The organism is Paracoccus suum (assembly GCF_003324675.1).
Lineage (GTDB): Bacteria > Pseudomonadota > Alphaproteobacteria > Rhodobacterales > Rhodobacteraceae > Paracoccus > Paracoccus suum.
On sequence record NZ_CP030918.1, the window covers coordinates 2,428,529 to 2,452,150 of the forward strand.

Consider the following 23,622-nt stretch of genomic DNA (forward strand, 5'->3'; position numbering starts at 1 on the left):
GGCGCCCCAGTCAAAGGATTCCGCCGGCAGCCCTTAGAAGCCGTGCTAAGCATATCCCCGCGATCCGTCCCGCTTGAGGCAGGCGAACCGCGCGAGCATTAGCCGGCGCGGCGCAGCTTAATCGCTGGCCTCGCCGCCTTCGGCGACACGCGCGACCGAGACGACAACCTCGCCCTCGGCCGCGTTCAGTACCCGGACACCACCGGCACTGCGCGAGCGGAAGCTGATGCCGTCCACCGGCACCCGGATCGATTGCCCGGTCGATGTCGCGAGCATCACCTGATCGTCCGGTGCCACCGGGAAGCTGGCGACCAGCTTGCCCCCGCGCATGGCCTTGTCCATCGCCATGACGCCCTGGCCGCCGCGCCCGCGCACCGGGTAGTCGTGGCTAGAGCTGATCTTGCCGGCGCCTCGGGCGGTGACGGTCAGGATCAGGTCCTCATGCGCTGACATCTCGGCATAACGTTGCTGGGGCAGGGCGATGTCCTCGACCTCGGCCTCCGCGTCGTCCTCGTCCGCCTCGGCACCATCGTCGAGCGCACCAGCGATCGCGCGCCGCATCTTGAGGTAGGCCGCACGCTCCTCCGGGGCAGCCTCGAAATGGCGGATGATCGACATGCTGACGACGCTGTCGCCCTTGGCCAGCCGGATGCCGCGCACGCCAGTCGAATCGCGGCCCTTGAAGACGCGCACGTCGGTCGCGCGAAAGCGGATGGCGCGGCCCATCGCGGTCACCAGCATGACATCGTCATCCTCGTCCGCGATGCGCGCATCGACCAGGCTGACGCCGTCAGGCAGCTTCATTGCGATCTTGCCAGAGCGGTTGATGGCCGTGAAATCCGACAGCGCGTTGCGCCGCACATCCCCGGCCGACGTCGCGAACACGACCTGCAGCCCGTCCCATTCCTCTTGCGGCACATCCACCGGCATCAACGCGGCGATCGAGATGCCCGCGCCGATCGGCAGAATGTTGACCATTGCCTTGCCGCGCGTCGTGCGGCCGCCCAGCGGCAGGCGCCAAGTCTTCATCCGGTAGGCCATGCCGTCGGTGGTGAAGAACAGCAGCTCTGTATGGGTATTGGCGACGAAGAGCGACGTGACGACGTCGTCTTCCTTGGTGGCCATCGACGACAGTCCCTTGCCGCCCCGGCGCTGGGCGCGGAACTCGGCCAAAGGGGTGCGCTTGATATAGCCGCCCGAGGTGATGGTCACGACCATGTCCTCGCGCTCGATCAGGTCCTCGTCGTCCAGATCGCCGGCCCAGTCGGTGATCTCGGTCCGGCGCGGCACGGCGAACAACTCGCGCGCCTCGCGCAACTCGTCCGCGATGATCGACATGATGCGCTCGCGCGAGGCGAGGATCGCCAGGAACTCGCGGATGGAATCGGCCAGGGCCTGCAATTCGTCCGTGACCTCGGCGACGCCCAGCGCGGTCAGACGCTGCAGGCGCAGCTCGAGGATCGCTCGGGCCTGCGCCTCGGACAGGTTGTAGGTGCCATCCTCGTTCACGGGATGCAGCGGATCGTCGATCAGACGCAGGTAGGGCAGGATGCTGCCGGCCGGCCAACGGCGGGTCATCAGCTTTTCGCGCGCCTCGGCCGGGTCGGCACTGGCGCGGATCGTGGCGACGACCTCATCGACATTGCTCACCGCGACGGCGAGGCCGCACAGGATGTGGCTGCGCTCGCGCGCGCGGGTTAACTCGAAAGCCGTGCGGCGGGCCACGACCTCCTCGCGGAAAGCGAGGAAGTTGGTCAGGAAGTCACGCAGCGTCAGCTGCTCCGGACGGCCGCCGTTCAGGGCGAGCATGTTGGCCGCGAAACTGGTCTGCATCGGGGTAAAGCGGTAAAGCTGGTTCAGTACCACGTCAGCGGTTGCGTCGCGCCGCAGCTCGACCACCACGCGCACGCCGTTGCGGTCGCTCTCGTCCTGAACATGGGCGATGCCCTCGATGCGCTTGTCCTTGGCCAGTTCGGCGATGCGCTCGATCATGGTGGCCTTGTTGACCTGGAACGGGATCTCGTCGACGACGATCACCTCGCGCCCGCTGCGGCCCTGCTCGATATGGACGCGCGAGCGCAGCAGGATCGAGCCGCGCCCCTCCAGATAGGCCTTGCGCGCCCCGGACCGGCCCAGGATCACGCCGCCGGTCGGAAAGTCCGGTCCGGGCACGATCTCCAGCAGGCGCTCGGTAGCAAGGTCAGGATCGTCAATCAGGGCCAGCGTGGCGTCCACGACCTCGCCCAGGTTGTGCGGCGGGATGTTGGTCGCCATGCCGACGGCGATGCCGCCCGCGCCATTGACCAGCATGTTGGGAAAGCGCGCCGGCAGGACTGTCGGCTCGCGGTCCTTGCCGTCGTAGTTGTCCTGGAAATCGACCGTGTCCTTGTCGATGTCCGCCAGCAGCCAGTTGGCCGCCTTGGCCATCCGCACCTCGGTGTAGCGCATGGCCGCCGGCGCATCGCCGTCCATGCTGCCAAAGTTGCCCTGGCCGTCAAGCAGCGGTAGGGACATGGAAAAGCCCTGCGCCATCCGCGCCAGGGCGTCATAGATCGCGCTGTCGCCATGCGGATGGTATTTGCCCATCACATCGCCCACCGGACGGGCCGACTTGCGATAGGGCTTGTCGAAGGTGTTTCCGGTCTCGCTCATGGCGTAGAGGATGCGGCGGTGGACCGGCTTCAGCCCGTCGCGCAGGTCCGGGATTGCCCGGCTGACGATCACCGACATGGCGTAGTCGAGGTAGGCCGAGCGCATCTCGGTCGCAATGTCGATCACCGGGCCGTCGTGGGCCATCGGCAAGCGCTCGACGCCGATGATGGCGCCGTCATCAGCCTCGGGGGTGTCGGGATCGTCGGGGGTGTCGGACACGGGGGTTGCGCCTCAAGATATTGTTGTGCCGGGGTATAGCCGCCCCTGCGGGTGGGTGCAACGAATGGCTGGAGTGGGCTGGCCAAGGCTGGCCTGGAAAAGCAGGGGGAAAGCCCGCCCGCCATTGCGAGCGCCGTCCCGGCCGCCTATTCTTCGCTCGACGCCGCCCAGAGGGTCCGATGCCTTGCCTTGCCGACGGCGGCGACAGCCGAACGCGCGACTACCTGCTGATCCGCTGCGGCGCGGTCGGTTCCCGCGAGATGCGGCTGGCGCGGCACCTTGCTGCGTGGTTCGGGCCCCGCATCCGTTATCTGGTCGATGCCTCGGCCGGACCGGCGGAGATTGACCCCGCGGCGCGCGCCGCCTCCATCCAGATCACGCCGGAGTGGCTGGCGCATCGCCGCCTGATCTCGTTTGAGACCTCTGGCTGGCGCTGCGGCGACTACTGCTATTATGCGGCCGTGGACATGATCCCCGAGATGGACCGGGCTTGGCTTATCGAGGCGGATGTGTGGCCCAGCTTCGATGATCCCGGCGCGTTCTTCGCGCCGCTGGAGGCAGACCCCGCCGATTTCCTGGCGCCGCTTTACTCGCCGCGGGGCGGGGCGTGGTTCTGGTCCTATACCGCGCGGCGGGTGCTCGGGCCAAAGGTGGCTGTGCATGGGTGCCTCTTTCCCCTCACCCGAATGACGCGCACGGCGATGCTGCACCTGCTGCACAGCCGTGCCGCGTCCTTCACGGTGACTGCGCGGCGCCCGACCACTAGCGGCTGGCATGATGTCGCGCCCTTTCCGGTGCCTAATGACGAGGCTTTCGTCGCGACCGTGCTGACGCGGGACGGGTTTGTCTGCGGCGATCTGTCGGCGCGTGCGCCCGACGCTTTTCTGCCCGACGGATTTACCTGGGATGCGCCGCTCCACCCCGCCGAGATTCGGCTGCCCGCGCTGCGTAACCGGATATTGCACCCCGTTCTGGATGCCGATGCCGCGCCCCGCAAACTTGGTATGCTGTTCCAGCGTCAGCCGACGCGACACGCAGAACGCCGCGCCCAGGTGATCGAACGCCTGGGCGCGGCGGCTTGGACCCGATGGTCGGGCGAACCCCTGCGGGACGCGGCAGTCCCGTAGGGAGGATTGCGCAGCAATCGGGCCCTGCTTGCGGCCTTACTTCTTCTTTCCAGCCTTGGCCTTCTCGCCGGCGGCGGCCGGATTGGCCGAGCTTTCCGCCACGTCGGTCAGGGCTTCGTCTGCGGCTTCTTCCTCGTCGAGGTTGGCCTGCAGCAGGTCGGCGACCTCGTCGAGGCCCAGCAGGTCAGCATAGGCAACAAGGCTGCCATAGCGCGTGATCTCGTAATGCTCGACCGCCTGGCACGAGAAGATGATCGCGGCATCACCGGCTTCGGTGCCGCCGAAATCCTTCAGCAGCGATTCGCCCTCTTTCAGGATGCCGTCCATGGCGTCGCAAGTCTGGGCAACGGCCTTTTTGTCCATCGCCGCAAACGCCTCCTCGAGGCGCTTGATGTGACCCGCGGTCTCTTCGCGGTGGTTGGTCAGCCCTTCGATCAGGGCCTCATCCTTTGCCGCGTCGATCATCTTGGGCAGCGCTTTGTAAATGCGGTTCTCGGCGTAATAAATGTCCTTCAGACCATGCTCGAGCAGGTCGATCAGGGTTTTATCCTCAGAAGCAGTGCTTTTCTTGTCGGCCATCGTATATACCCTTCCAGACTTCCCGGAGGCATCAGCGCCCTCGCCGGGTCGCGGTTCAACCCATTGCCGCGGCAGGCGTTCCGGGCTCTCGCGGCATTCTTTTCACGGCCTCGCGGCGGCCGCGTCCGCCCCTCTGCAAACGCCCGCCTCAAACCTATTGCTTACTGGCGGGACGGCGGGCGGAATGACAGCCTTCGTCCAGGTAACTCCAGGGAGGAGATGATGGCGAACGTGTCTATCCATCCGGCCGTCGACAACGGCGTGCGGCCGGGGCAGCTGAACTTCGCCGGCGGCGAGTTGCACTGCCATTGCGCCAGCAACCCGGTGCGCGTGAAGGTCGGCGCGAACACTGCCCACAACCATGTTTGCGGCTGCACCAAGTGCTGGAAGCCCGAAGGCGCGACCTTCAGCCAGGTCGCCGTGGTCGGCCGGGACGCGGTCAGCGTGGTCTCGGGCGAGGACAAGCTTGAGGTGGTGGACAGCAACGCGGCGATCCAGCGCCACCGCTGCCGGGACTGCGGCGTCCACATGTATGGCCGGATCGAGAACAAGGATCATCCGTTCTACGGCCTCGATTTCGTCCATACCGAGCTTTCGGACCAGGACGGCTGGTCGGCACCCGAGTTCGCGGCCTTCGTCAGCAGCGTGATCGAAAGCGGCACGCCGCCCGGCAATATGGACGCTATCCGCGCCCGCCTGCGCGAACTTGGCCTGCCTCCCTATGACGCGCTGTCCCCACCGCTGATGGACGCCATTGCGACGCATATCGCCAAGGCCACGGGAAAATTGGCGGCATAAAGTCAGCCTTGAAACGTCCGCGCAGAGGCAAGGCGCTCACACGCACCGAAGATCGGGGGCATCCTTTCGGGGCTGCCCCCACACCCGTTCCGGGCTACTGAGCCAGCACCCATACCCAACCGCGAGCGATCACGCATCTCGCGTCCAGCCGAAGGAGAGTTCCAGATGAAAACCCGCGCCGCAGTCGCGCTCGAGGCCGGGCGTCCGCTCGAGGTGATGGAAGTCGAACTCGACGGGCCGAAGGCTGGCGAGGTCATGGTGGAGATCAAAGCCACCGGCATCTGCCATACCGATGAATTCACGCTGTCCGGCGCCGACCCCGAGGGGCTGTTTCCCGCCATCCTGGGTCACGAGGGCGCTGGCATCGTGGTCGAAGTCGGCCCGGGCGTTACCTCGGTCAAGGTGGGCGACCACGTCATTCCGCTCTATACTCCGGAATGCCGCAACTGCCCGTCCTGCCTGTCGCGCAAGACGAATCTTTGCACCGCGATCCGCAGCACGCAGGGCCAGGGCCTGATGCCCGACGGGACCACCCGCTTTCAAATGCTGGATGGCACGCCCTTGTTTCACTACATGGGCTGCTCGACCTTCTCGAACTATACCGTCCTGCCCGAGATCGCGGTCGCCAAGGTTGCCGAGGACGCGCCGTTCGACAAGATCTGCTATGTCGGCTGTGGCGTGACGACCGGGGTCGGCGCGGTGATCTATACCGCCAAGGTCGAGCAGGGCGCGAAATGCGCGGTCTTCGGCCTCGGGGGTATCGGCCTCAACGTCATCCAGGGCCTCAAGATGGCTGGCGCTGACATGATCATCGGCGTCGACATCAACAACGACCGCGAGGAATGGGGTCGCCGCTTCGGCATGACCCATTTCGTCAACCCGAAGGACGTCGGCAATGTGGTCGAGACGCTGGTCAACATGACCAAGACGCCGTTCGATCAGATCGGCGGTTGCGACTACACCTTCGATTGCACCGGCAACGTCAATGTCATGCGCCAGGCGCTGGAGGCATGCCATCGCGGCTGGGGCCAGTCGATCGTGATCGGCGTGGCGCCCGCGGGGGCCGAAATCCAGACCCGTCCGTTCCAGCTGGTCACCGGCCGCGTCTGGAAGGGCAGCGCATTTGGCGGCGCGCGCGGCCGCACGGATGTGCCGATGATCGTCGACTGGTACATGGACGGAAAGATCCAGATCGACCCGCTGATCACCCACCTGCTGACGCTGGACGAAATCAACAAGGGGTTCGACCTGATGCACGCTGGCGAGTCGATCCGCAGCGTCGTCGTCTACTGATGGCGTCAGGCATCACCGTCCGCCCGGCCGCGGCGGACGATGCCGACGCGATCTGGTCAGTGCTGCAGCCGGTGTTTCGCGCGGGGCAGACGTATTGCGTGCCGCGCGACATCACTCGCGAGGCAGCGCTGGCCGACTGGCATGCGCCGCCCTTCTCGGTGTTCGTGGCCGAGGATGCGCAAAGTCGCATCCTCGGCACTTCGCATGTTGGCGCAAACCGTCCCGGCGGGGGCGATCATGTCGCCAACGCCTCGTTCGCGACCGCCCCCGAGGCGCGCGGGCAGGGAGTCGCCTCTGCGCTTTGCGCCCATGCGCTCGACTGGGCGGCAGGGCAGGGGTTTCGCGCCATGCAGTTCAACTTTGTCGTCGCAACCAATACCGGTGCCATACGGCTGTGGACTGCCCATGGCTTTCAGACCCTGTGCCGCCTGCCCGGCGCCTTTCGCCACCCGGCCGAGGGCTTCGTCGACGCTCTCGTCATGTTTCGCCCGCTCTGAGAGGATCCCATGGACCTGGAAACCGTTTCCGAAAACCGCGCCTTTGGCGGAACGCAGGGCGTCTATCGCCACAAGAGCGCAGCCACCGGCACCGATATGACCTTTGCCGTCTATCTGCCCCCGGCGGCCGAGGCAGGGCCGGTCCCCGTCCTGTGGTACCTGTCCGGCCTGACCTGCACGCATGAGAATGCGATGAACAAGGCCGCGGCGCAGGGCCCCGCGTCCGAAGCCGGAATCGCGCTGATCTTCCCCGATACCTCGCCGCGGGGCGAGGGGGTGGCGGACGATGCGGCTTTCGATCTGGGGCAGGGGGCTGGCTTTTACGTCAACGCGACCGAGGCGCCGTGGGCGCCCCATTACCGGATGTGGGACTATGTTGTCGACGAGTTGCTGGCCCTTGTGGGCGATCATTTCCCCCTGGACTTGACCGCGCAGGGGATCACTGGCCATTCGATGGGTGGCCATGGCGCGCTCACGCTCGCGATGACCCTGCCGGAGCGTTTCCGCAGCGTCTCGGCCTTCGCGCCCATCGCGAACCCAGTGGCCTCGGACTGGGGCCGCAAGCAGTTCGCGGCCTACCTCGGGCCGGACGAGGCGAAATGGGCGAGCCATGACGCCAGCCTGCTGATGGCCGAGCGCGGCTTTCCCGGCGAGGTGCTGATCGACCAGGGCGGCGAAGACCAGTTCCTCGACAAGCTGATGCCCGAGGCGCTGGCGCATGCGATGATGAAGCGTCGGCAGCCGGGCATGATGCGCATGCAGCCAGGGTACGATCACAGCTATTTCTTCGTCTCCAGCTTCATGCCCGATCACGTCGACTGGCATGCAGAGCGCCTCTGGACCTGAAGATAGCCGACATTTTCGGATGTTAACGACACCGCGGGCATCTCCGCGGTGTTTGCATTTTCGCCCATCGGTGCGGGACGCCGCTCCGCCGCTGACCCGCCGAGTCTAGCCATAAGACTTTAGCCGCAGCAAAGCCCCGCCTGCGTTGACGCATTGTAATCCGCGGGCTGTGATACTCGTGCTTGCGATCTGGTCCCGGGGGAAAAGGGGGCCGCCGCAGTTTGACGGACGGCGCGCCGGGACTTCCCCCGCAGCTGGGTCCGGACAGGATGACAGGGGAGGGAAACGATGCTGAAGTTGCTGACATCAGCCGCCGGGCTGGCCATTTTCGCAACCGGGGCGCTGGCCAATGAAAGCGTAATGGCCCTGACCAAGGACGACACCCAGTGGGCGTTGCAGACCAAGGACTACGCCAACACGCGCTATTCGACGCTGAAGCAGATCACCAAGGAAAACGTCGGTGACATGCGCGTGGCATGGAGCTTTTCGACGGGCGTGCTGCGCGGCCACGAAGGTGGACCGCTGGTCGTGGACGGCATCATGTATGTCCACACGCCGTTTCCGAACAACATCTTTGCGCTTGATCTGAACGACAACGGAAAGATCCTGTGGTCCTACAAGCCGCAGCAAAACCCCGAGACGATCGCGGTCATGTGCTGCGATACCATCTATCGCGGCCTCGCCTATGCCGACGGCACGGTATTCCTGGCGCAGGCCGACACGACGCTGGTCGCGCTGGACGCAAAGTCGGGCGCGGTAAAATGGTCGGTCAAGACCGGTGATCCGGCGATTGGCGAGACCAGCACCGCAACCGTGACCCCGGTCAAGGACAAGCTCCTGGTGGGGATCTCGGGCGGCGAATATGGCGTGCGCGGTCGCATGACCGCCTACAACATCAGCGACGGCAGCGTCGCGTGGCAGGCTTGGTCCACCGGACCCGATGCCGATATGCTGGTCGATCCCGAAAAGACCATGGTGCTGGGCAAGCCGATTGGCGCCGACAGTTCGCTGAAGAGCTGGGAAGGCGATCAGTGGAAGATTGGCGGCGGCACCACCTGGGGCTGGACCTCGTATGACCCGGATCTGAACCTGGTCTATTACGGAACCGGCAACCCCTCGACCTGGAACCCGTCGCAGCGTCCGGGTGACAACAAGTGGTCGATGACGATCATGGCCCGCGATGCCGACACCGGCATGGCGAAGTGGTTCTACCAGATGACGCCCCACGACGAGTGGGACTATGACGGCATCAACGAGATGATCCTGACCGACCAGCAGTTCGACGGCAAGGATCGCAAGCTGCTCACGCACTTTGACCGGAACGGCTTTGGCTACACGCTCGACCGCGAAACGGGTGAGCTGTTGGTCGCTAAGAAGTACGACCCGGCCGTCAACTGGGCGACGGAAGTCGTCATGGACCCGTCGAGCGACCAGTATGGCCGCCCGCAGGTCGTGTCCAAATACTCGACCGAGCAGAACGGCGAGGATACCAACTCTCAGGGTATCTGCCCGACCGCCCTCGGCAGCAAGGACCAGCAGCCGGCGGCCTACTCGCCCGAGACGCAGCTGTTCTACGTGCCGACCAACCACGTCTGCATGGACTACGAGCCGTTCCGCGTCAGCTACACCGCCGGCCAGCCCTACATTGGGGCCACGCTGTCGATGTATCCCGCGCCCGGCAGCCATGGCGGGATGGGTAACTTCATCGCCTGGGACAACATCAAGGGCGAGATCAAGTGGACCATCCCCGAGACCTTCTCGGTCTGGTCCGGCGCCTTGGCGACCGCCGGCGGCGTGGTGTTTTACGGCACGCTCGAGGGCTATCTGAAGGCGATCGACGCCGAAACGGGCGAGGAGCTTTACAGCTTCAAGACCCCGTCCGGGATCATCGGCAACGTGATGACCTACGAGTCCGGCGGCCAGCAGTATGTCGCCGTCCTGACGGGCGTCGGGGGCTGGGCGGGCATCGGTCTTGCGGCGGGTCTGACCGACCCGACTGCAGGTCTTGGCGCGGTTGGCGGCTATGCGTCGCTGTCGCAATACACCAATCTCGGCGGTCAGCTGACCGTGTTTGAAGTGCCGGGCACCGGCACGGGCGAGGCCAAGGTAGCCCAGGGCACCAAGCCGATCCCGGGTCCCGTTCCGATGGACAACAGCGGGACCATGGCCCCGGCGCCAGCCCCGGCCGCGGCACCTGCCGCCCCGGCAGCGGACGGGGCAGCTCCCGCCGCTGATGCCGCACCGGCTGCGCCAGCAGCAGGTGCTGCGCCACCCGCAGCGCCAGCGGCGGACGCGGCGGCGCCGGCGGCCCCTGCGACCCCTGCCGCGGACGCTGCAGCGCCCGCGGCGGCAGCGCCCGCGGCTGGCACGGAGGCAGCGCCTGCCACCGACGCCAATGCCGAGGCGGGAGCCGCAACCGCTCAGCCCGGCACGGCCTCGAGCAGCGCGCAGGAGACCGGCACCGTCTCGCCGAACGAGGCGCCGGCTGCCGCTCCGGCGGATGCCGCCGCTCCGGCTGCGGGCGCGGCGCCGGCACCTGCGCCCGCACCCGCGCCCTCCAACTGATCTGACCAACATGACGCGCGCGTCCCGAGGGTAACCTCGGGGCGCGCAGCCTCCACCGCGAAGCCAGCCGCGAAGAAAGAGATCATCCATGACCCTGCGCGACATGCACGCCTGCCACGCGACCCAGAACAACTTCAGCCGGCCCGCCGGTCTTGGCCTGTCGCTGGCAGCGGCCTTGGCCCTCGCGGCCTCGCCATTCCCGGCTGCGGCGCAGACCGCACCCGTTACGCCCGCCGCGCCCGCTGAAGCGACGCCGGCGCCTGCTCCCGCCGCTTCGTCTGACGCGATGCCGGCGCCTGCTGCTGCGCCCACTCCGGCAGCCCCAGCTGCTCCGGCCCCTGCCGCATCTCCGGCCGGCCAAGCTGCCGCACCCGCCGCCGCGGCCGCACCTGCGGCCGCCGCCCCGGCAGCAACCGCAGCGGCACCTGCCGAGCCGGTGCCTGAGGCAGCACCGACCGCGGCTGGCTCCGGCCCCGATACCACCGGCCCCACCGAGCAGAACAACGGCATCTGGTACACCGCCGAAGGCAATCCCACCTACAAGATCGCCGATGACGGCACGCTCGATTACGGCACCTTCGCCGGCTACATCCGCTACACTGCCGAGTGCATGACCTGCCACGGCCCGGATGGAATGGGCTCGTCCTATGCCCCGCCGCTGAAGGACGTGGTCATGCGGATCACCTATTCCGACTTCACCGGCATCGTCGCTGGTGGCATGCAGGATGTCAGCGCTGCGCAAACCTTGGTGATGCCGTCGTTCGGCAACAATAACAACGTGATGTGCTACCTGGACGGCATCTACGCCTATCTGCTTGCACGCGGTGAGGGCAAGGTCGACCGCGGTCGCCCGCCGAAGAAAGAACCGAAATCGGATGCCTTCAAGGCAGCCGAAGACGAGTGCATGGGGTGATGCACATCGCCCGGACCATTGCGGCCGGCCTTACATTGGCGGTCATTCTGGCTGGCTCCGGATGGGCGCAAACCGCGCCCGGCAACGCCCCAGTCGTGGTGCCGGGCCCAGCGGCTGACGGGGCACCCCCGGAGGCACAGCAGCCGGGCGGCGCACCCATGCCCGGCGCGCCGTTCCCGGGCGCTGCGACGGCGCCGGCGGCGGAACTCGCTTCGCAAACATCCTTCCGGGTTTGTGCCGATCCGGCCAATGCGCCGATGTCGGTCAAGGACGGCAGCGGCTTCGAGAACCGCATTGCGGAACTGTTCGCGGCCAAGCTCGACCGGCCGCTGGAATACACCTGGTTCCCGCAGACGACCGGCTTCATCCGCAAGACCCTGCGCGCTTTCGCCTGCGATGTCGTCATCGGCTATGCCCAGGGCGACCAGCTGGTGCAGAACACCAACCATTACTACAGCTCGGCCTATGTGATCGTGACGCTGGCCGGGGGACCGCTCGACGGGGTCGACCGCATCAGCGATCCGCGCCTGCTGGGACACCGCATCGGGGTGACCGAGTCCTCGCCCCCGGTCAATCACATGTTGCACGCCGGGTTGCTGAAGACTGCAGCCTATTATCCACTGTTCGTCGATCGGCGCGTGCAGGACCCGGCCGGCGACATGCTGCGCGATCTGCACGCAGGCAAGATCGATGCCGCCATCCTCTGGGGGCCGATTGGCGGGCCGGCCGTCAAGGCCGATCCCAGCCTGACGATGGCGCCGCTGCTGCATGAGGTGGGCCAGCCCAAGTTGGTCTATCGCATCACCATGGGCGTCCGGCCGGCGGACCAGGCGTGGAAACGCCAGTTGAACAGCCTCATCCGCCGTAACCAGGCCGAGATCGACGCAATCCTGCGCGATTCTGGCGTGCCACTGATTGATGACGAAGGCACCGCGCTCAAGCCTCCGGCATGAGACGCCTCCTTGCAACGGCGCTGGCCGCGCTTGCCCTCGCGATCCCCGCAGCAGCCGAGACGGTGCCAGAGCCGGACAGCTATCATGCTGCGCCCTATGAAGCGCCCGTACCGGAGACGCTGAGACGGGCAAACGTCGTCGACGCCGCCGGCGCGATGCGCCTGCGCGAGGCCGGGGCGGCCTTCATCGACGTGCTGCCGCAGACCCGCCGTCCCGAAGGCTTGCCGGCCGGGACTTTCTGGCGCGTACCGCCCCATGACAGCATCCCCGGTGCACTGTGGCTGCCCGACGCGGGGTTCGAGCGGCTGACGCCGACCGAGGAGGCGGCACTGAGTGCCGGCCTTCAGCGCGCTACAGGTGGTGATCGGGACAAGCCGCTGGTCATTTTCTGCCGCCCGGACTGCTGGCTCAGCTGGAACGCCGCGCGACGGGCGGTCGCGCTTGGCTATAGCGCGGTCAACTGGTTTCCCGGTGGCACTGCCGCATGGGAGGCCGCGGGCGGCACGCTCGAGCCGGTCGCCCCATCGGAGTGATCGCTTAGGACCAAGGTCTTAGCTCACAAAGCTGGCAAGCTTGCCGGCCATCGGTCTAACATCAAGGACGGGGAGGGGTGACGATGGGAAAGGGGACCGGCGCAGCACTTTTGGCAATCCATGCCATGACGTTGACCGGTGCCGCGATCCCCGCCAGTGCGCCCGTCAGCCCGCCCTCGACTGCCCAACCCGCGAGCCCTCTGGCCGCTCCTGTGGCTCCTGCGGCAGCCTCTCAGCCCGCCAACCCTGCCGGGGCGCCCGCAGCCGCAGCTTCGTCAAACGCGAAGCTGCCCACTGCGGGCGAAATACGCGCCGGGGTGCTTAGGGTCGACACGCCAACGCTGCCGCCGGCATCGCGGCTCGATCTGCCTCCACCCGACCTCGGACTGGTTGGGGCAGAGCTTGCCACCCGCGACAACGCGACCACGGGCGGTTTCCTGGGTCAGACCTTCACAACCGAAACCGCGACCGCGACCCCGCAGGATGCGGTCGCGAAGTTGGAACGCCTGATCGACGGCGGCAGCGCGTTCATCGTGGTCATGGCGGACGACGCACAGACGCTGGCGCTCGCCGATGCGGCGCGCGCCAAGGCTGGGGACAAGGTGTTGATCCTGAACGCGCTGGCCGAGGGGGACGACCTGCGCGGGGACGACTGCCGCGCGAACGTCATCCATGTCGCCGCCTCGCGCGCGATGAAATCCGATGCGCTGGCGCAGTTCCTGATGTGGAAGCGATGGGGCAAGTGGTACCTGGTGGAAGGCAGCCACCCGCGGGACAAAGCCCTCGCCGCCGCCTATGCCCGCGCCGCGACCAAGTTCGGCGCCAAGCTGGTCGAAACGCGCGAATTTACCGACACCGGCGGGGGCCGCCGGACCGATACCGGCTATGTCCAGATCCAGCAGCAGATGCCGGTTTTTACGCAGCGCGCACCCGGCCATGACGTACTGGTCGCGGCGGACGAGGCGGGCACCTTCGCGCCCTATCTGCCCTACCAGACGTGGGACGCGCGCCCGGTCGTCGGTTCGGCCGGGCTGACGCCGGTCACCTGGCACCCCGCGGCAGAGGCTTGGGGCGGGACGCAACTGCAAACCCGGTTCGAGGCGCTGGCCCACCGGCCGATGCGCGAGGCGGATTACCAGGTGTGGCTGGCGCTGCGCCTGCTGGGCGAGGCCGCAAGCCGCGCGCCCAGCACGGATTTCGCGGCGCTGCGCGATCGCCTGTTGGGCCCGCAGTTCGAGGTCGGCGCCTTCAAGGGTCAAAAGCTGACGATCCGTGACTGGGACCATCAACTGCGCCAGCCGATCCTGTTGGCGACGCCCGCCATCGTTGCCTCGGTCTCGCCGCAGGACCAGTATCTGCACCAGACCAGTGCGCTCGACACGCTCGGGATCGACCGCCCCGAATCCACCTGCAAGCTGAAGTGAGGGTCCCGATGCGACATCCCGCCGTCCGCCCCCTGGTGCTCAGCGCGCTGCTGTTAGTCCCCGTGCCCGCACTGGCGGCCAAGGTCTATGTCACCAACGAAAAGGGCAACAGCGTCACCGTGCTGGACGCCACCACGCTGGAAGTCGTCGGCACCCATCCGGTCGGTGCGCGGCCGCGTGGCATCACCATCGCCCCGGACGGGAGCGAGCTGTATGTCTGCGTCTCGGACGAGGATACGGTCAAGGTCTACGACCCGAAAACGATGGCCGAGTTGCACCGCCTGCCGTCCGGCCCGGACCCCGAACTGTTCGTGCTGCACCCCTCGGGCAACCCGCTCTACATCGCCAACGAGGATGACAATCTGGTCACCGTGGTCGACACCAAGACCCATCAGGTCCTGGCCGAGATCCCGGTCGGGGTCGAGCCGGAGGGGATGGGGATCTCGCCCGATGGCAAGGTGGTGGTCAACACCTCCGAGACGACCAACATGGCCCATTTCATCGACACGACGACCCACGAGATCACCGCCAACGTTCTGGTGGACCAACGCCCGCGCTTTGCCCAGTTCAGCGATGACGGCAGCCGGCTTTACGTCTCGTCCGAGATCGGCGGCACGGTCAGCGTCATCGATCCGGCGACCCAGACCGTCACCGGCACCATAAAGTTCGAGATCCAGGGCGTGCTGCCCGAGGCGATCCAGCCGGTCGGGGTCAAGGTCACGCATGACGGCAAGACGATCTTCGTCGCCCTCGGGCCGGCGAACCGGGTTGCGGTGGTCAATGCCGACACGCTGGAGGTCGAGGATTACCTTTTGACCGGGCAGCGGGTCTGGCAACTGGCCTTCAATGCCGATCAGAGCCGGCTGTTCACCACCAATGGCAACAGCAACGACGTTTCGATCATCGATGTCCCGGCGCGCAAGGTGATCCAATCGGTGCAGGTCGGTCAGCAGCCTTGGGGCGTTGTTGTCGGACCTGACAAACCATGAGGACGAGCATGCAGATTCAATTCGGTCTGGCGCTGCTAGCGCTGTTAGCGAGCGGCTGGGCCGTGGCGGCGCAGGACGCAGCCAAGGCACCCGTTGATACCGCTCCGAATGGCGCGGTGGCCCAAGCGGAGGCGCCTGACGCCGATGACACTGACGCCGACAGCGGCGAAGCGCCTGCCGCCGCCGCCAGCGTTGCCGGTCCCGGGCATCACGACTACGGGCCCTCCGGCATCATGAGCCGCGCCAACCGCGAAGATCTGGCGCCCCTAACGCTCGCCTCCGGCAAGCCCGTCGCCGGCGCCCCGTACAGGTTGAAGTCGGGGGGCTACTACCGGATCGAGGTCTCCGCCGATGGCTCGGCCGAACTGGCCCTTTCCGGCGGCGATTTCTTCCGTGCCATCTGGGTCAACGAGGTGGTCATCAACGATATCGAGATCAGGCCCATGGGTCTGCACAGCCTGGAGTTCGACGACGCCGGCACGGCCACCATCAGCTTCGTCGCAATCCGGCCCGGCAGCTACGCCCTGTCCGTCCCCGGATCCAGCGGCGAGGGCCAGAAAGCTACGTTCGTGATCGAATGACCCAAGACGTCGCCCTTCGTCCACCGGCGCTGCTGGTCGAGGGTGTCAGCCACGCCTTTGGTCTGACCCGAGCCCTGGACGGGGTGTCGCTTCAGGTGATGGCGGGGCAGTTCGTGGCCCTGCTGGGCATCAACGGGGCCGGCAAATCGACGCTGATCAATGTCGCAACCCGCCTCTACGACAGCGGCGCAGGACGGGTCGCGATTGCCGGCCATGACCTGCGCCGCGCTCCCTCTGCCGCGCTCGCGCGTCTGGGCGTGGTGTTCCAGAGCCGCGCCCTCGATGCGGACCTGACCGTGGCGCAGAACCTGCACTACCACGCGGCGCTGCATGGGATCGGCCGGGCGGAGGCGCGGGGGCGGATCGCCGAGGTCCTGGCCCTGGTAGATCTGCAGGACAAAGCCCGCGCCCGCGTCGCCACCTTGTCGGGCGGGCAGGTCCGCCGCGCCGAGATCGCCCGCGCCCTGATCCACCGGCCCGAGGTCATGATCCTCGACGAGCCGACCACCGGCCTCGATGTCCGCTCTCGGGCCGAGGTTCTCGCCCTCACCCAGCGCCTGACGCGGACCGGCGCGGTCGGCGTCTTGTGGGCCACCCACCTGCTGGCCGAGGTGACCGAGGCTGACGCCATCATCGTCCTGCATCAGGGGCGCGTACTGTGGTCCGGGCCGCCACAGGATTTGGCGCGGGAGGGCGATCTGACCGCCGCCTTCCTCAGCCTGACCGGCGCGCAGGCGGCGGCATGAACGCGATTTCGAACGCGGAGGCGCAGTCCGTACCAGCCCCGGCCGACGCGGCGGTGGGTCCCGGCAATGCCTCCGCGCCCCCCCGGCTGCCACCCCGCGCCTACGCCATTGCCTTCGCCGGCATCGCCCGGCGCGAGGCACTGCGCTTTGTCAACCAGCGGGGCCGCTTCCTGGCCGCACTCGTGCGGCCGCTCGTCTGGTTGTTCATCTTTGCCGCAGGATTCCGCGCAGTGCTCGGGCTGTCCATCACGCCCCCCTACAACACCTATGTCCTTTACGAAGTCTATGTGACGCCCGGCCTCGTTGCGATGATCCAACTATTCAACGGCATGCAATCCTCGCTCTCGATGGTCTATGACCGCGAGACGGGGGCGATGCGCACCTTGCTGGTCAGCCCGCTGCCTCGCTGGTTCCTGCTGCTTTCCAAGCTCGTCGCCGGGGTGTTCGTTTCGATCATCCAAGCGGCCGTCTTTCTGGCGATTGCCTGGCTCTGGGATATCCGCCCGCCGCTGCTCGGCTATCTCGCGGTCGTGCCCGCACTGGTGCTGTCAGGCCTGATGCTGGGCGCGCTTGGGCTGCTGCTCAGCTCGGCCATCCGCCAGCTCGAGAATTTTGCCGGGGTCATGAACTTCGTGATCTTCCCGATGTTCTTCGCCTCCAGCGCGCTCTATCCGCTCTGGCGCATGAACGAGGGCAGCCCGCTGCTGCGCGACATCTGTGCGCTGAACCCCTTTACCTACGCGGTCGAACTGATCCGCTTTGCCCTCTACCTTCAGGTGGACTGGCTGTCGCTGGGCGTCGTCATGGGCTGCCTGGTGCTGTTCTTTGGCCTCGCCGTCAGGCTGTACGATCCCGCGCGGGGCGGCCCGCGCCGAAAGGAGGGGTGATGCGATTTCTTGTGACAGCTTCGGGCGCGGCCTTGGGCCTAATGCTTGCGGCCCCGGCTATGGCGGCCGAGGCGACCGCCGAATGGCCCTGCGTACAGCCGCGCCAGCCGCATCTGTCGATCGGCCAGATGTGGACCGGCCCGGCTCCGACACCGCAGGCCGAGGCGCTCGCCAAGAATGACCAGACGATCGACACGCTGGCCGAGACTCTCGCCCTGCGGCGCGTGCCGATCGATTCCGCGCGCGAGCTGATCGACGCCTTCGCTGTGGAGGCGACCCCGGAGCAGCGCACTGCACTGATGCTCGCGACCCTGGCGCGGGTTGACCGACAGCGGACCGCGATCCTTGATGGCATCACGCGCTATGGCGAGGGGCAGGCCGACCTTGCACGCCACGTCGCAGAGCGTCGCGCGACCCTTGACGCGATGGCGCAGGAAGCCAAGCCCGATTTCGACAAGATCGATGCCGAGGAAGAAAAGCTCGACTGGGATCAGCGCATCTTTGAAGAGCGGCGCCAGATGCTGAGCGCGGTCTGCGAAAGCCCGGTGCTGATGGAGCAGCGCTTGTTCGAGATCGCACGCCTCATCGCCGCCGCGCCGGAAGGTGCGGGTGGGTCAGACGTGGCGGGGACCGAAGAGACGGGCGCAAAACCCGACAAGGTAAACGCGGCGGGAAACGACACGCCTGTTGCGGGCGAAGCGAAACCGGCGGGGGCCGACGCGGCGCCAAGCCCGCCAGGGACGACGGCGGACGGGACGGAAACGCCAGGCGTGGACGCCTCGGGGGCTGGTGCGACCGGGCCGGGAATTACTCCCACTCAAGCTCCTTGAAGGCGCTTGCCGCATCGCGCGCGGTGGTGGCGTCGAAATCTCCAAGGTCGGCCGCCAAGGGACGCATGGCCTCGACCACCTGCGGGATCGCCTCGCTCAGCGATCGTCCCTCCGCAATCGCCGCGCGGACGGTCTGCGCCAGTGCTTCAAGGTAGCTGCGCGTCTCGGCACTGCCTTCGACCCAACCGGCAGCAACCGGACCGTGGCCAGGTACGACATGGTCGGGCGGTGGTTCTGGGGCCTTTCCGAGCCACGCCAGCCAGCCGATGATCGAGCCGTCCAGAACCGGTGTCGTGCCGCGAAACAGCAGATCGCCGGTAAACAGCGTGCGGCTGGCGCCGTGCCACGCCGTCAGATCCGCATCGCTGTGCCCCGGCGGCTGGGGGGTCAGATCCAAGCTGTCGCCGCCGAAACCCACTGCCTCGCCCTCAGCTAGCAGTTTGTCCGGTGCGATGAAGGCGCTGCCATGCCAGGCTGCCTCGCCCAGGGTCTCGCGGTAACCGCTTTCCCACGTCGCGCGCCGCGCCGCGAGCGAGGCTGGCAGGGCGGCATTCGCGATGACCTGCGCGCCGGCCTCGTGGAACAACTCGGCCCCCAGGCTGTGGTCGGGATGGGCATGGGTCAGGACGACCGTGGTGACGGGCAGGGGCGTCAGGCGGCGAATGGCGGCCAGCAGCGCCTCGGCCTCGGCCCGCGTGCCGCCGGGGTCGATGACGGCAACGCCGCGCGGTCCCGTCACGACGCCGCTGTTGGCAATTTCCCCATGATTGTCGGCACTGGCAGTGCCCGGCGCGCCCAAATGGACCCACACGCCTGACGCGACCGGCGCCAGCGTCAGCGTGGGCAACGTGTCGGTGGGAGCGCACCGCTGCCCCTCACCGCGCATCGAATGTGCCGCCAGCCACGGAGAGGCAACAGCGGTCGCGCCAGCTTCGCAGGCGGCGATTTGCGCATTATCACCCTGCGGCAGCCAGCGTTCGGCGCAGGTGCCGCCCACGGTGCAGGCCATGACGAGCAGATGAAACATGCCCCCTCATATCACGGGCGCGCCGGCGCTGCCGCCTCTCACGGCTCAAGTGCGACCTTCGACGGATGGACAGGCCCGCGCCGTGGCCTAAGCTGGACGGGCGCCAACAGTGGCGAGTGCAAGGGGAAGATGACCGATGGCCTGGAAAAAACCCGTTTTGAAGGAAATCGCCTGCGGCATGGAGATCAACATGTACGCCCCGGCCGAGGACGAGCCCGTCCTTTTCTGATGCAGTCCCGGTCGCGGCGCGCCAAGTCCCGCGGCCGGAATCAGGATGGCTCAACATGCGCCTGATCGTTCTGGGGGCCGGCGCGGGCGGCGGCCTGCCGCAGTGGAACTGCGGTTGCCGTAATTGCGAGGGGGCGCGGTCGGGGCGGATCGCGCCGATGACGCAGTCCTCGATTGCTGTCAGCGCGGACGGCGCCACGTGGGCGGTGATCAACGCCTCGCCGGACATCCGCGCGCAGATCGCCGCAACGCCGGCGCTGCATCCTAAAACGTTGCGCGGCAGCTCGATTGCCGCCGTGCTGCTGACCAATGGCGATCTGGATCACGTGGCCGGCCTGCTGACCCTGCGCGAGGGCCAGCCATTCCGTTTGCTGGCCACCGCGGCGATTCATGATGTGCTGGCTGGAAACCCGATGCTGAACGCCCTTGATCCGAGCATCGTCCTGCGCGAGGTGATCGCCGTGGAAACGCCGTTCGACCTGCTGCCCGGCCTGACCGCGCGGCTGATGCCGGTGCCGGGCAAGGTGCCGCTGTATCTCGAAGCGGGACAGGTGGTGACCGACGCCATGGGCGAGGAGACCGTGGCGGTCGAGCTGACCTCGGGCGGCAAGCGGGCGGTCTATGCCCCGGCTTGCGCGGCCATGCCGCCGATGCTGCGCGCGCGGCTTGCAGGCGCCGATCTGCTGCTGCTCGACGGGACGGTCTGGACCGATGACGAGATGCCGCGCGCCGGCCTCTCGACCAAGACGGGTCGGCGCATGGGGCATATGGCTGTCTCCGGCGCGGACGGCAGCATGGCTGCGCTGGACGGAACAGAAATTGGCGACAAGATCCTGATCCATATCAATAATTCGAATCCGCTGGTCGATCCCGACAGTTCCGCCCGCGCGACCGCCGCGGCCGCCGGCTGGCGCGTTGCGCATGACGGAATGGAGGTCACATGCTGAGCCGCCCACCCCTCGACCGCGAGAGTTTCGAGGCACGGCTACGGGCCATCGGCGCGGCACGCTACCACGACCGACACCCGTTCCATGCGCTGCTCCACGGCGGGCAGGCGAGTGCCGACCAGGTCCGCGCCTGGGTGATCAACCGCTGGTATTACCAATCGCGCATCCCGATGAAGGACGCGGCTTTCATGTCGCGCGTGACCGACCCGGCCTTGCGCCGCGCCTGGCGCTCGCGGATCGAGGATCATGACGGTGGTCTGGACGAGGGCGGCGGCCTGCGCCGTTGGCTGCGATTGGCCGAGGCGGTGGGCCTCGACCCGGGCTACGTCGCCAGCGGTGCGGGCGTGATGCCGGCGACGCGTTTCGCAGTCGATGCCTATGTCCGCTTCGTGCGCGACATGCCCTTGCTGGACGCCGTTGCCTCGTCTCTGACCGAGATGTTCGCCCCGAAAATTCATGCCGAACGTATCGAAGGGCTTCTGCAACATTATGATTTCGCGGATGAAACGGCGCTCAGCTATTTTCGCACCCGGCTTGCCGAGGCACCGCGCGACGTTGCCTTCGGGCTGCGCCATGTCCTCGATCACGCCGATACGGCGGAAAAGCAGGACGCGGCGGCCGATGCGCTGACCTTCAAGACCGACGTGCTGTGGGCGCAACTGGACGCCCTTTGGTCGGGCTATGTCGAGCCCGGCCGCATCCCGCCGGGCGCCTGGCAACCGGGCGAGGGATTGCGATGACGGACGCGCAAACCCTCAAGCTCGACCCACATGCCGTGCCCTGGCTGCCGCGCGGTGTGCGCCTTGCCGAGGACAAGGTGCGGGGCATGCGCGTTCTGCTCGGTCCTGAGCGGGCGATGCAACTGGATGAGGTGGGGGACGCGATCCTGACCTCGCTCGACGGACGGCGCAGCGTGGCCCAGATCGCCGGCGATCTGGGCGCCCGCTTTGGCGCGCCGCCGGCCGAGGTTCTGCCCGACGTGTCCGAGTTTCTGTCCGGCCTGATCGAGCGCCGGTTGGTGTTCACAACCCCGGACAAACCATGGACGTGATCTCAACCCAGCCGTGCGACATCGACGGCAACCGGGTTGCCGTCCGGCCGCCCATGGCGATGCTGGCCGAGATCACGCACCGCTGCCCGCTGGCCTGCCCCTATTGCTCGAATCCGTTGCAACTATCGGCAGCAAGTACCGAAATCAACGCGAATACCTGGATGCGCGTATTTCGCGAAGCGGCGGCGATTGGCGTTCTGCAGGTGCATATCTCTGGCGGCGAGCCAGCCTCGCGCCGCGACCTGGAGGAGATTTGCGCCGGCGCGCGCGAAGCTGGCCTCTACGTGAACCTCATCACCTCGGGCGTCGGCCTGACCGAGGCGCGGGTGCGGGCGCTGGATGCGGCCGGGGTAGATCATGTCCAACTGTCTGTGCAGGGTGTGAACGCCGCCATGTCGGACTGGATCGGCGGCTATCGCGGCGGCTTTGCGCGCAAGATGCAGGCGGCCGAATGGATCGTCGCGGCCGGGCTGCCGCTGACGCTGAATGCCGTGGTGCATCGCCAGAACATCGACGACCTGCCGCAGGCCATCGCCATGGCAGAGGCGCTGGGCGCGCGACGGATCGAGGTTGCGACCGTCCAGTTCCACGGCTGGGCCGAGCTGAACCGGCCCATGCTGATGCCGACCGAGGCGCAGGCCCGCACCGCTCGGGAAGTGGTCGATGCCGCGCGCGTAAGGCTGCGCGGCCGAATGGTGGTCGATTACGTCCCGGCCGATCACCACGCGCGCTATCCCAAGGCCTGCATGGGCGGCTGGGGCTCGACCGGGCTGAACGTGACGCCCGACGGCACCGTCCTGCCGTGCCATGCCGCGCAGACCATCCCGCACCTGAGTTTTCCCAATGTTCGCGAGGCCTCGCTGGCCGAGATCTGGGAGCAATCGCCTGCCTTCAACGCCTATCGCGGCACCGGCTGGATGGCCGAGCCCTGCGCCTCCTGCCCGCGCAAGGAAGTCGATTTTGGCGGCTGCCGCTGCCAGGCGATGCGGCTTGCCGGGGATGCGCGGGCGACCGACCCGGTGTGCATCCTATCGCCCCTCCACGCCGAACTCGCGGCGAGGGTCGCCGCCGAGGTCGCGGCGCCAGAGGTATCGGGATTCACGTGGCGGCGGATGCCGCGCCCCGTTCGGGAGGATGCCTGATGCGCCTTGCCCTGAGCCTTTGCCTGCTGCTTGCCCAGCCCGCGGTGGCGGATGTGCAGAATCCCTTGCAACCCTCTGAAGCATGGCCGGATATTCGCGACACCCTGATCGCGGACGCGCCTGACCCACCGATTGATCCGGGCCAGTTGTTGCTGGACGCCCCGGCCCGTGCGGATGATCCGGCGGTGGTGCCGATCCACCTGACCCAGCCGCCGGGCGCTGCCCCGATCGAGCGGCTGGTGCTGGTGATAGACAACAACCCGGCACCGGTTGCCGCCGACTTTACCTTCGGCACCGCGCTGATGCCGCTGGACATGGAAGTCCGGGTCCGCGTCAACGCCTATTCCGATGTCCGGGCCGTCGCATGGCTGAAGGATGGACGGCAGGTCATGGCGGGGCGGTTCGTCAAGGCCTCGGGCGGGTGTGCGGCCCCGGCGTCGAAGGACCCGAAGGCGGCTGCGGCCGAGATGGGGCAGATGCGGCTGAAGGCAGCGCCAGCCGACGACGGGCGCACCATGGCGACGCTGATGATTCGCCATCCGATGAGCAGCGGCTTGCAGCGCGATCAGGTCACGCTGCTCGATATTCCCGCCATGTTCATCGACCGGATGGAAGTCCGGCAGGGTGACGCCCCCTGGCTGACGATGAGCGCGGGGATCTCGGTCGCCGAGGACCCGGTGTTCCGATTTGCGGTGACGCCCGGCACGGGCCCGGTCACTGTCCATGCCGAGGATACCGACGGCCATCAGTTCGACCAGGCGCTCACCCTGAACTGAGCCGGACACGCCGTTGCGG

The 23,622-nt window shown here is 67.3% G+C and carries 23 protein-coding genes and 1 pseudogene; 21 read left to right on the plus strand and 3 right to left on the minus strand.

Annotation, left to right across the window (positions count from 1 at the left end):
• Nucleotides 1-117: 117 nt before the first annotated feature.
• On the minus strand, nt 118-2,796 hold the full coding sequence (gene gyrA, locus DRW48_RS11865) for a DNA gyrase subunit A (RefSeq protein WP_114077530.1): 2,679 nt from the start codon (nt 2,794-2,796) through the stop codon (nt 118-120).
• Between the two features lie 254 nt (nt 2,797-3,050).
• On the opposite strand from gyrA, the gene DRW48_RS11870 reads away from it, so the two are divergent.
• Nucleotides 3,051-3,998 carry a hypothetical protein gene (locus DRW48_RS11870; RefSeq protein WP_114076620.1) on the plus strand — a complete coding sequence of 316 codons (948 nt, stop codon included), beginning with the start codon at nt 3,051-3,053 and terminating at the stop codon, nt 3,996-3,998.
• Nucleotides 3,999-4,034: 36 nt separating this feature from the next.
• Here DRW48_RS11870 and DRW48_RS11875 read toward each other — a convergent pair whose 3' ends face one another.
• On the minus strand, nt 4,035-4,577 hold the full coding sequence (locus DRW48_RS11875) for a YciE/YciF ferroxidase family protein (protein ID WP_114076621.1): 543 nt from the start codon (nt 4,575-4,577) through the stop codon (nt 4,035-4,037).
• 222 nt (nt 4,578-4,799) lie between these two features.
• On the opposite strand from DRW48_RS11875, the gene gfa reads away from it, so the two are divergent.
• The 14 genes and pseudogenes from gfa to DRW48_RS11950 all read left to right on the plus strand — a co-directional run bounded on the left by gfa (nt 4,800) and on the right by DRW48_RS11950 (nt 18,432).
• Nucleotides 4,800-5,375: an S-(hydroxymethyl)glutathione synthase gene (gfa, locus tag DRW48_RS11880; protein WP_114077531.1), complete on the plus strand. Its 576-nt coding sequence runs from the start codon at nt 4,800-4,802 to the stop codon at nt 5,373-5,375.
• Between the two features lie 165 nt (nt 5,376-5,540).
• Complete coding sequence (locus DRW48_RS11885; RefSeq protein WP_114076622.1) at nt 5,541-6,668, plus strand: S-(hydroxymethyl)glutathione dehydrogenase/class III alcohol dehydrogenase; 1,128 nt, start codon at nt 5,541-5,543, stop codon at nt 6,666-6,668.
• Nucleotides 6,668-7,165 carry a GNAT family N-acetyltransferase gene (locus DRW48_RS11890; protein ID WP_114076623.1) on the plus strand — a complete coding sequence of 166 codons (498 nt, stop codon included), beginning with the start codon at nt 6,668-6,670 and terminating at the stop codon, nt 7,163-7,165. The genes DRW48_RS11885 and DRW48_RS11890 overlap by 1 nt, the downstream gene beginning before the upstream one ends.
• A gap of 9 nt (nt 7,166-7,174) precedes the next feature.
• Nucleotides 7,175-8,011 carry an S-formylglutathione hydrolase gene (fghA, locus tag DRW48_RS11895; protein ID WP_114076624.1) on the plus strand — a complete coding sequence of 279 codons (837 nt, stop codon included), beginning with the start codon at nt 7,175-7,177 and terminating at the stop codon, nt 8,009-8,011.
• Between the two features lie 288 nt (nt 8,012-8,299).
• Nucleotides 8,300-10,093, plus strand: a pseudogene (locus tag DRW48_RS11900) (methanol/ethanol family PQQ-dependent dehydrogenase); the annotation flags it as partial.
• Between the two features lie 571 nt (nt 10,094-10,664).
• The gene (locus tag DRW48_RS11910) at nt 10,665-11,489 is read left to right on the plus strand and encodes a c-type cytochrome, methanol metabolism-related (RefSeq protein ID WP_241963254.1); all 825 of its coding nucleotides are present in this window, start codon (nt 10,665-10,667) and stop codon (nt 11,487-11,489) included.
• A gap of 158 nt (nt 11,490-11,647) precedes the next feature.
• Complete coding sequence (locus DRW48_RS11915) at nt 11,648-12,442, plus strand: substrate-binding domain-containing protein (RefSeq protein ID WP_114077533.1); 795 nt, start codon at nt 11,648-11,650, stop codon at nt 12,440-12,442.
• The gene (locus tag DRW48_RS11920; protein ID WP_114076625.1) at nt 12,439-12,975 is read left to right on the plus strand and encodes a rhodanese-like domain-containing protein; all 537 of its coding nucleotides are present in this window, start codon (nt 12,439-12,441) and stop codon (nt 12,973-12,975) included. Before DRW48_RS11915 ends, DRW48_RS11920 begins: the two co-directional genes overlap by 4 nt.
• A 317-nt stretch (nt 12,976-13,292) precedes the next feature.
• On the plus strand, nt 13,293-14,399 hold the full coding sequence (locus DRW48_RS11925; RefSeq protein WP_422385731.1) for an ABC transporter substrate-binding protein: 1,107 nt from the start codon (nt 13,293-13,295) through the stop codon (nt 14,397-14,399).
• 8 nt (nt 14,400-14,407) lie between these two features.
• Entirely contained in the window at nt 14,408-15,388 is a 981-nt protein-coding gene (locus DRW48_RS11930) for a YVTN family beta-propeller repeat protein (protein WP_114076626.1), read from the plus strand.
• 8 nt (nt 15,389-15,396) lie between these two features.
• Entirely contained in the window at nt 15,397-15,969 is a 573-nt protein-coding gene (locus tag DRW48_RS11935) for a cupredoxin domain-containing protein (protein WP_114076627.1), read from the plus strand.
• Nucleotides 15,966-16,715 carry an ATP-binding cassette domain-containing protein gene (locus tag DRW48_RS11940; protein ID WP_114076628.1) on the plus strand — a complete coding sequence of 250 codons (750 nt, stop codon included), beginning with the start codon at nt 15,966-15,968 and terminating at the stop codon, nt 16,713-16,715. The genes DRW48_RS11935 and DRW48_RS11940 overlap by 4 nt, the downstream gene beginning before the upstream one ends.
• The gene (locus tag DRW48_RS11945) at nt 16,712-17,602 is read left to right on the plus strand and encodes an ABC transporter permease (RefSeq protein WP_114076629.1); all 891 of its coding nucleotides are present in this window, start codon (nt 16,712-16,714) and stop codon (nt 17,600-17,602) included. Before DRW48_RS11940 ends, DRW48_RS11945 begins: the two co-directional genes overlap by 4 nt.
• Complete coding sequence (locus DRW48_RS11950) at nt 17,602-18,432, plus strand: hypothetical protein (RefSeq protein WP_199286096.1); 831 nt, start codon at nt 17,602-17,604, stop codon at nt 18,430-18,432. Before DRW48_RS11945 ends, DRW48_RS11950 begins: the two co-directional genes overlap by 1 nt.
• Here DRW48_RS11950 and DRW48_RS11955 read toward each other — a convergent pair.
• A complete protein-coding gene (locus tag DRW48_RS11955) occupies nt 18,410-19,459 on the minus strand; it encodes a quinoprotein relay system zinc metallohydrolase 2 (protein WP_114076630.1) in 1,050 nt (349 codons plus the stop codon). The genes DRW48_RS11950 and DRW48_RS11955 overlap by 23 nt on opposite strands.
• A gap of 136 nt (nt 19,460-19,595) precedes the next feature.
• Here DRW48_RS11955 and pqqA point away from each other — a divergent pair, with 136 nt between their 5' ends.
• Genes pqqA through DRW48_RS11985 form a run of 6 tightly spaced genes read left to right on the plus strand, consistent with a single transcriptional unit; the run spans nt 19,596 to nt 23,603 of the window.
• Nucleotides 19,596-19,688, plus strand: coding sequence for a pyrroloquinoline quinone precursor peptide PqqA (gene pqqA, locus DRW48_RS11960; RefSeq protein WP_114076631.1), 93 nt, complete (start codon nt 19,596-19,598; stop codon nt 19,686-19,688).
• Nucleotides 19,689-19,743: 55 nt separating this feature from the next.
• On the plus strand, nt 19,744-20,634 hold the full coding sequence (pqqB, locus tag DRW48_RS11965) for a pyrroloquinoline quinone biosynthesis protein PqqB (RefSeq protein ID WP_114076632.1): 891 nt from the start codon (nt 19,744-19,746) through the stop codon (nt 20,632-20,634).
• Nucleotides 20,628-21,374, plus strand: coding sequence for a pyrroloquinoline-quinone synthase PqqC (pqqC, locus tag DRW48_RS11970; RefSeq protein ID WP_114076633.1), 747 nt, complete (start codon nt 20,628-20,630; stop codon nt 21,372-21,374). The genes pqqB and pqqC overlap by 7 nt, the downstream gene beginning before the upstream one ends.
• Entirely contained in the window at nt 21,371-21,685 is a 315-nt protein-coding gene (pqqD, locus tag DRW48_RS11975; RefSeq protein ID WP_114076634.1) for a pyrroloquinoline quinone biosynthesis peptide chaperone PqqD, read from the plus strand. The genes pqqC and pqqD overlap by 4 nt, the downstream gene beginning before the upstream one ends.
• Nucleotides 21,676-22,827 (plus strand): pyrroloquinoline quinone biosynthesis protein PqqE, encoded by a 1,152-nt coding sequence (gene pqqE / locus DRW48_RS11980; RefSeq protein ID WP_114076635.1) that lies wholly within the window; start codon nt 21,676-21,678, stop codon nt 22,825-22,827. The genes pqqD and pqqE overlap by 10 nt, the downstream gene beginning before the upstream one ends.
• Nucleotides 22,827-23,603, plus strand: a complete 777-nt coding sequence (locus DRW48_RS11985; protein ID WP_114076636.1) for a quinoprotein dehydrogenase-associated SoxYZ-like carrier — start codon at nt 22,827-22,829, stop codon at nt 23,601-23,603. Before pqqE ends, DRW48_RS11985 begins: the two co-directional genes overlap by 1 nt.
• Nucleotides 23,604-23,622: the final 19 nt, after the last annotated feature.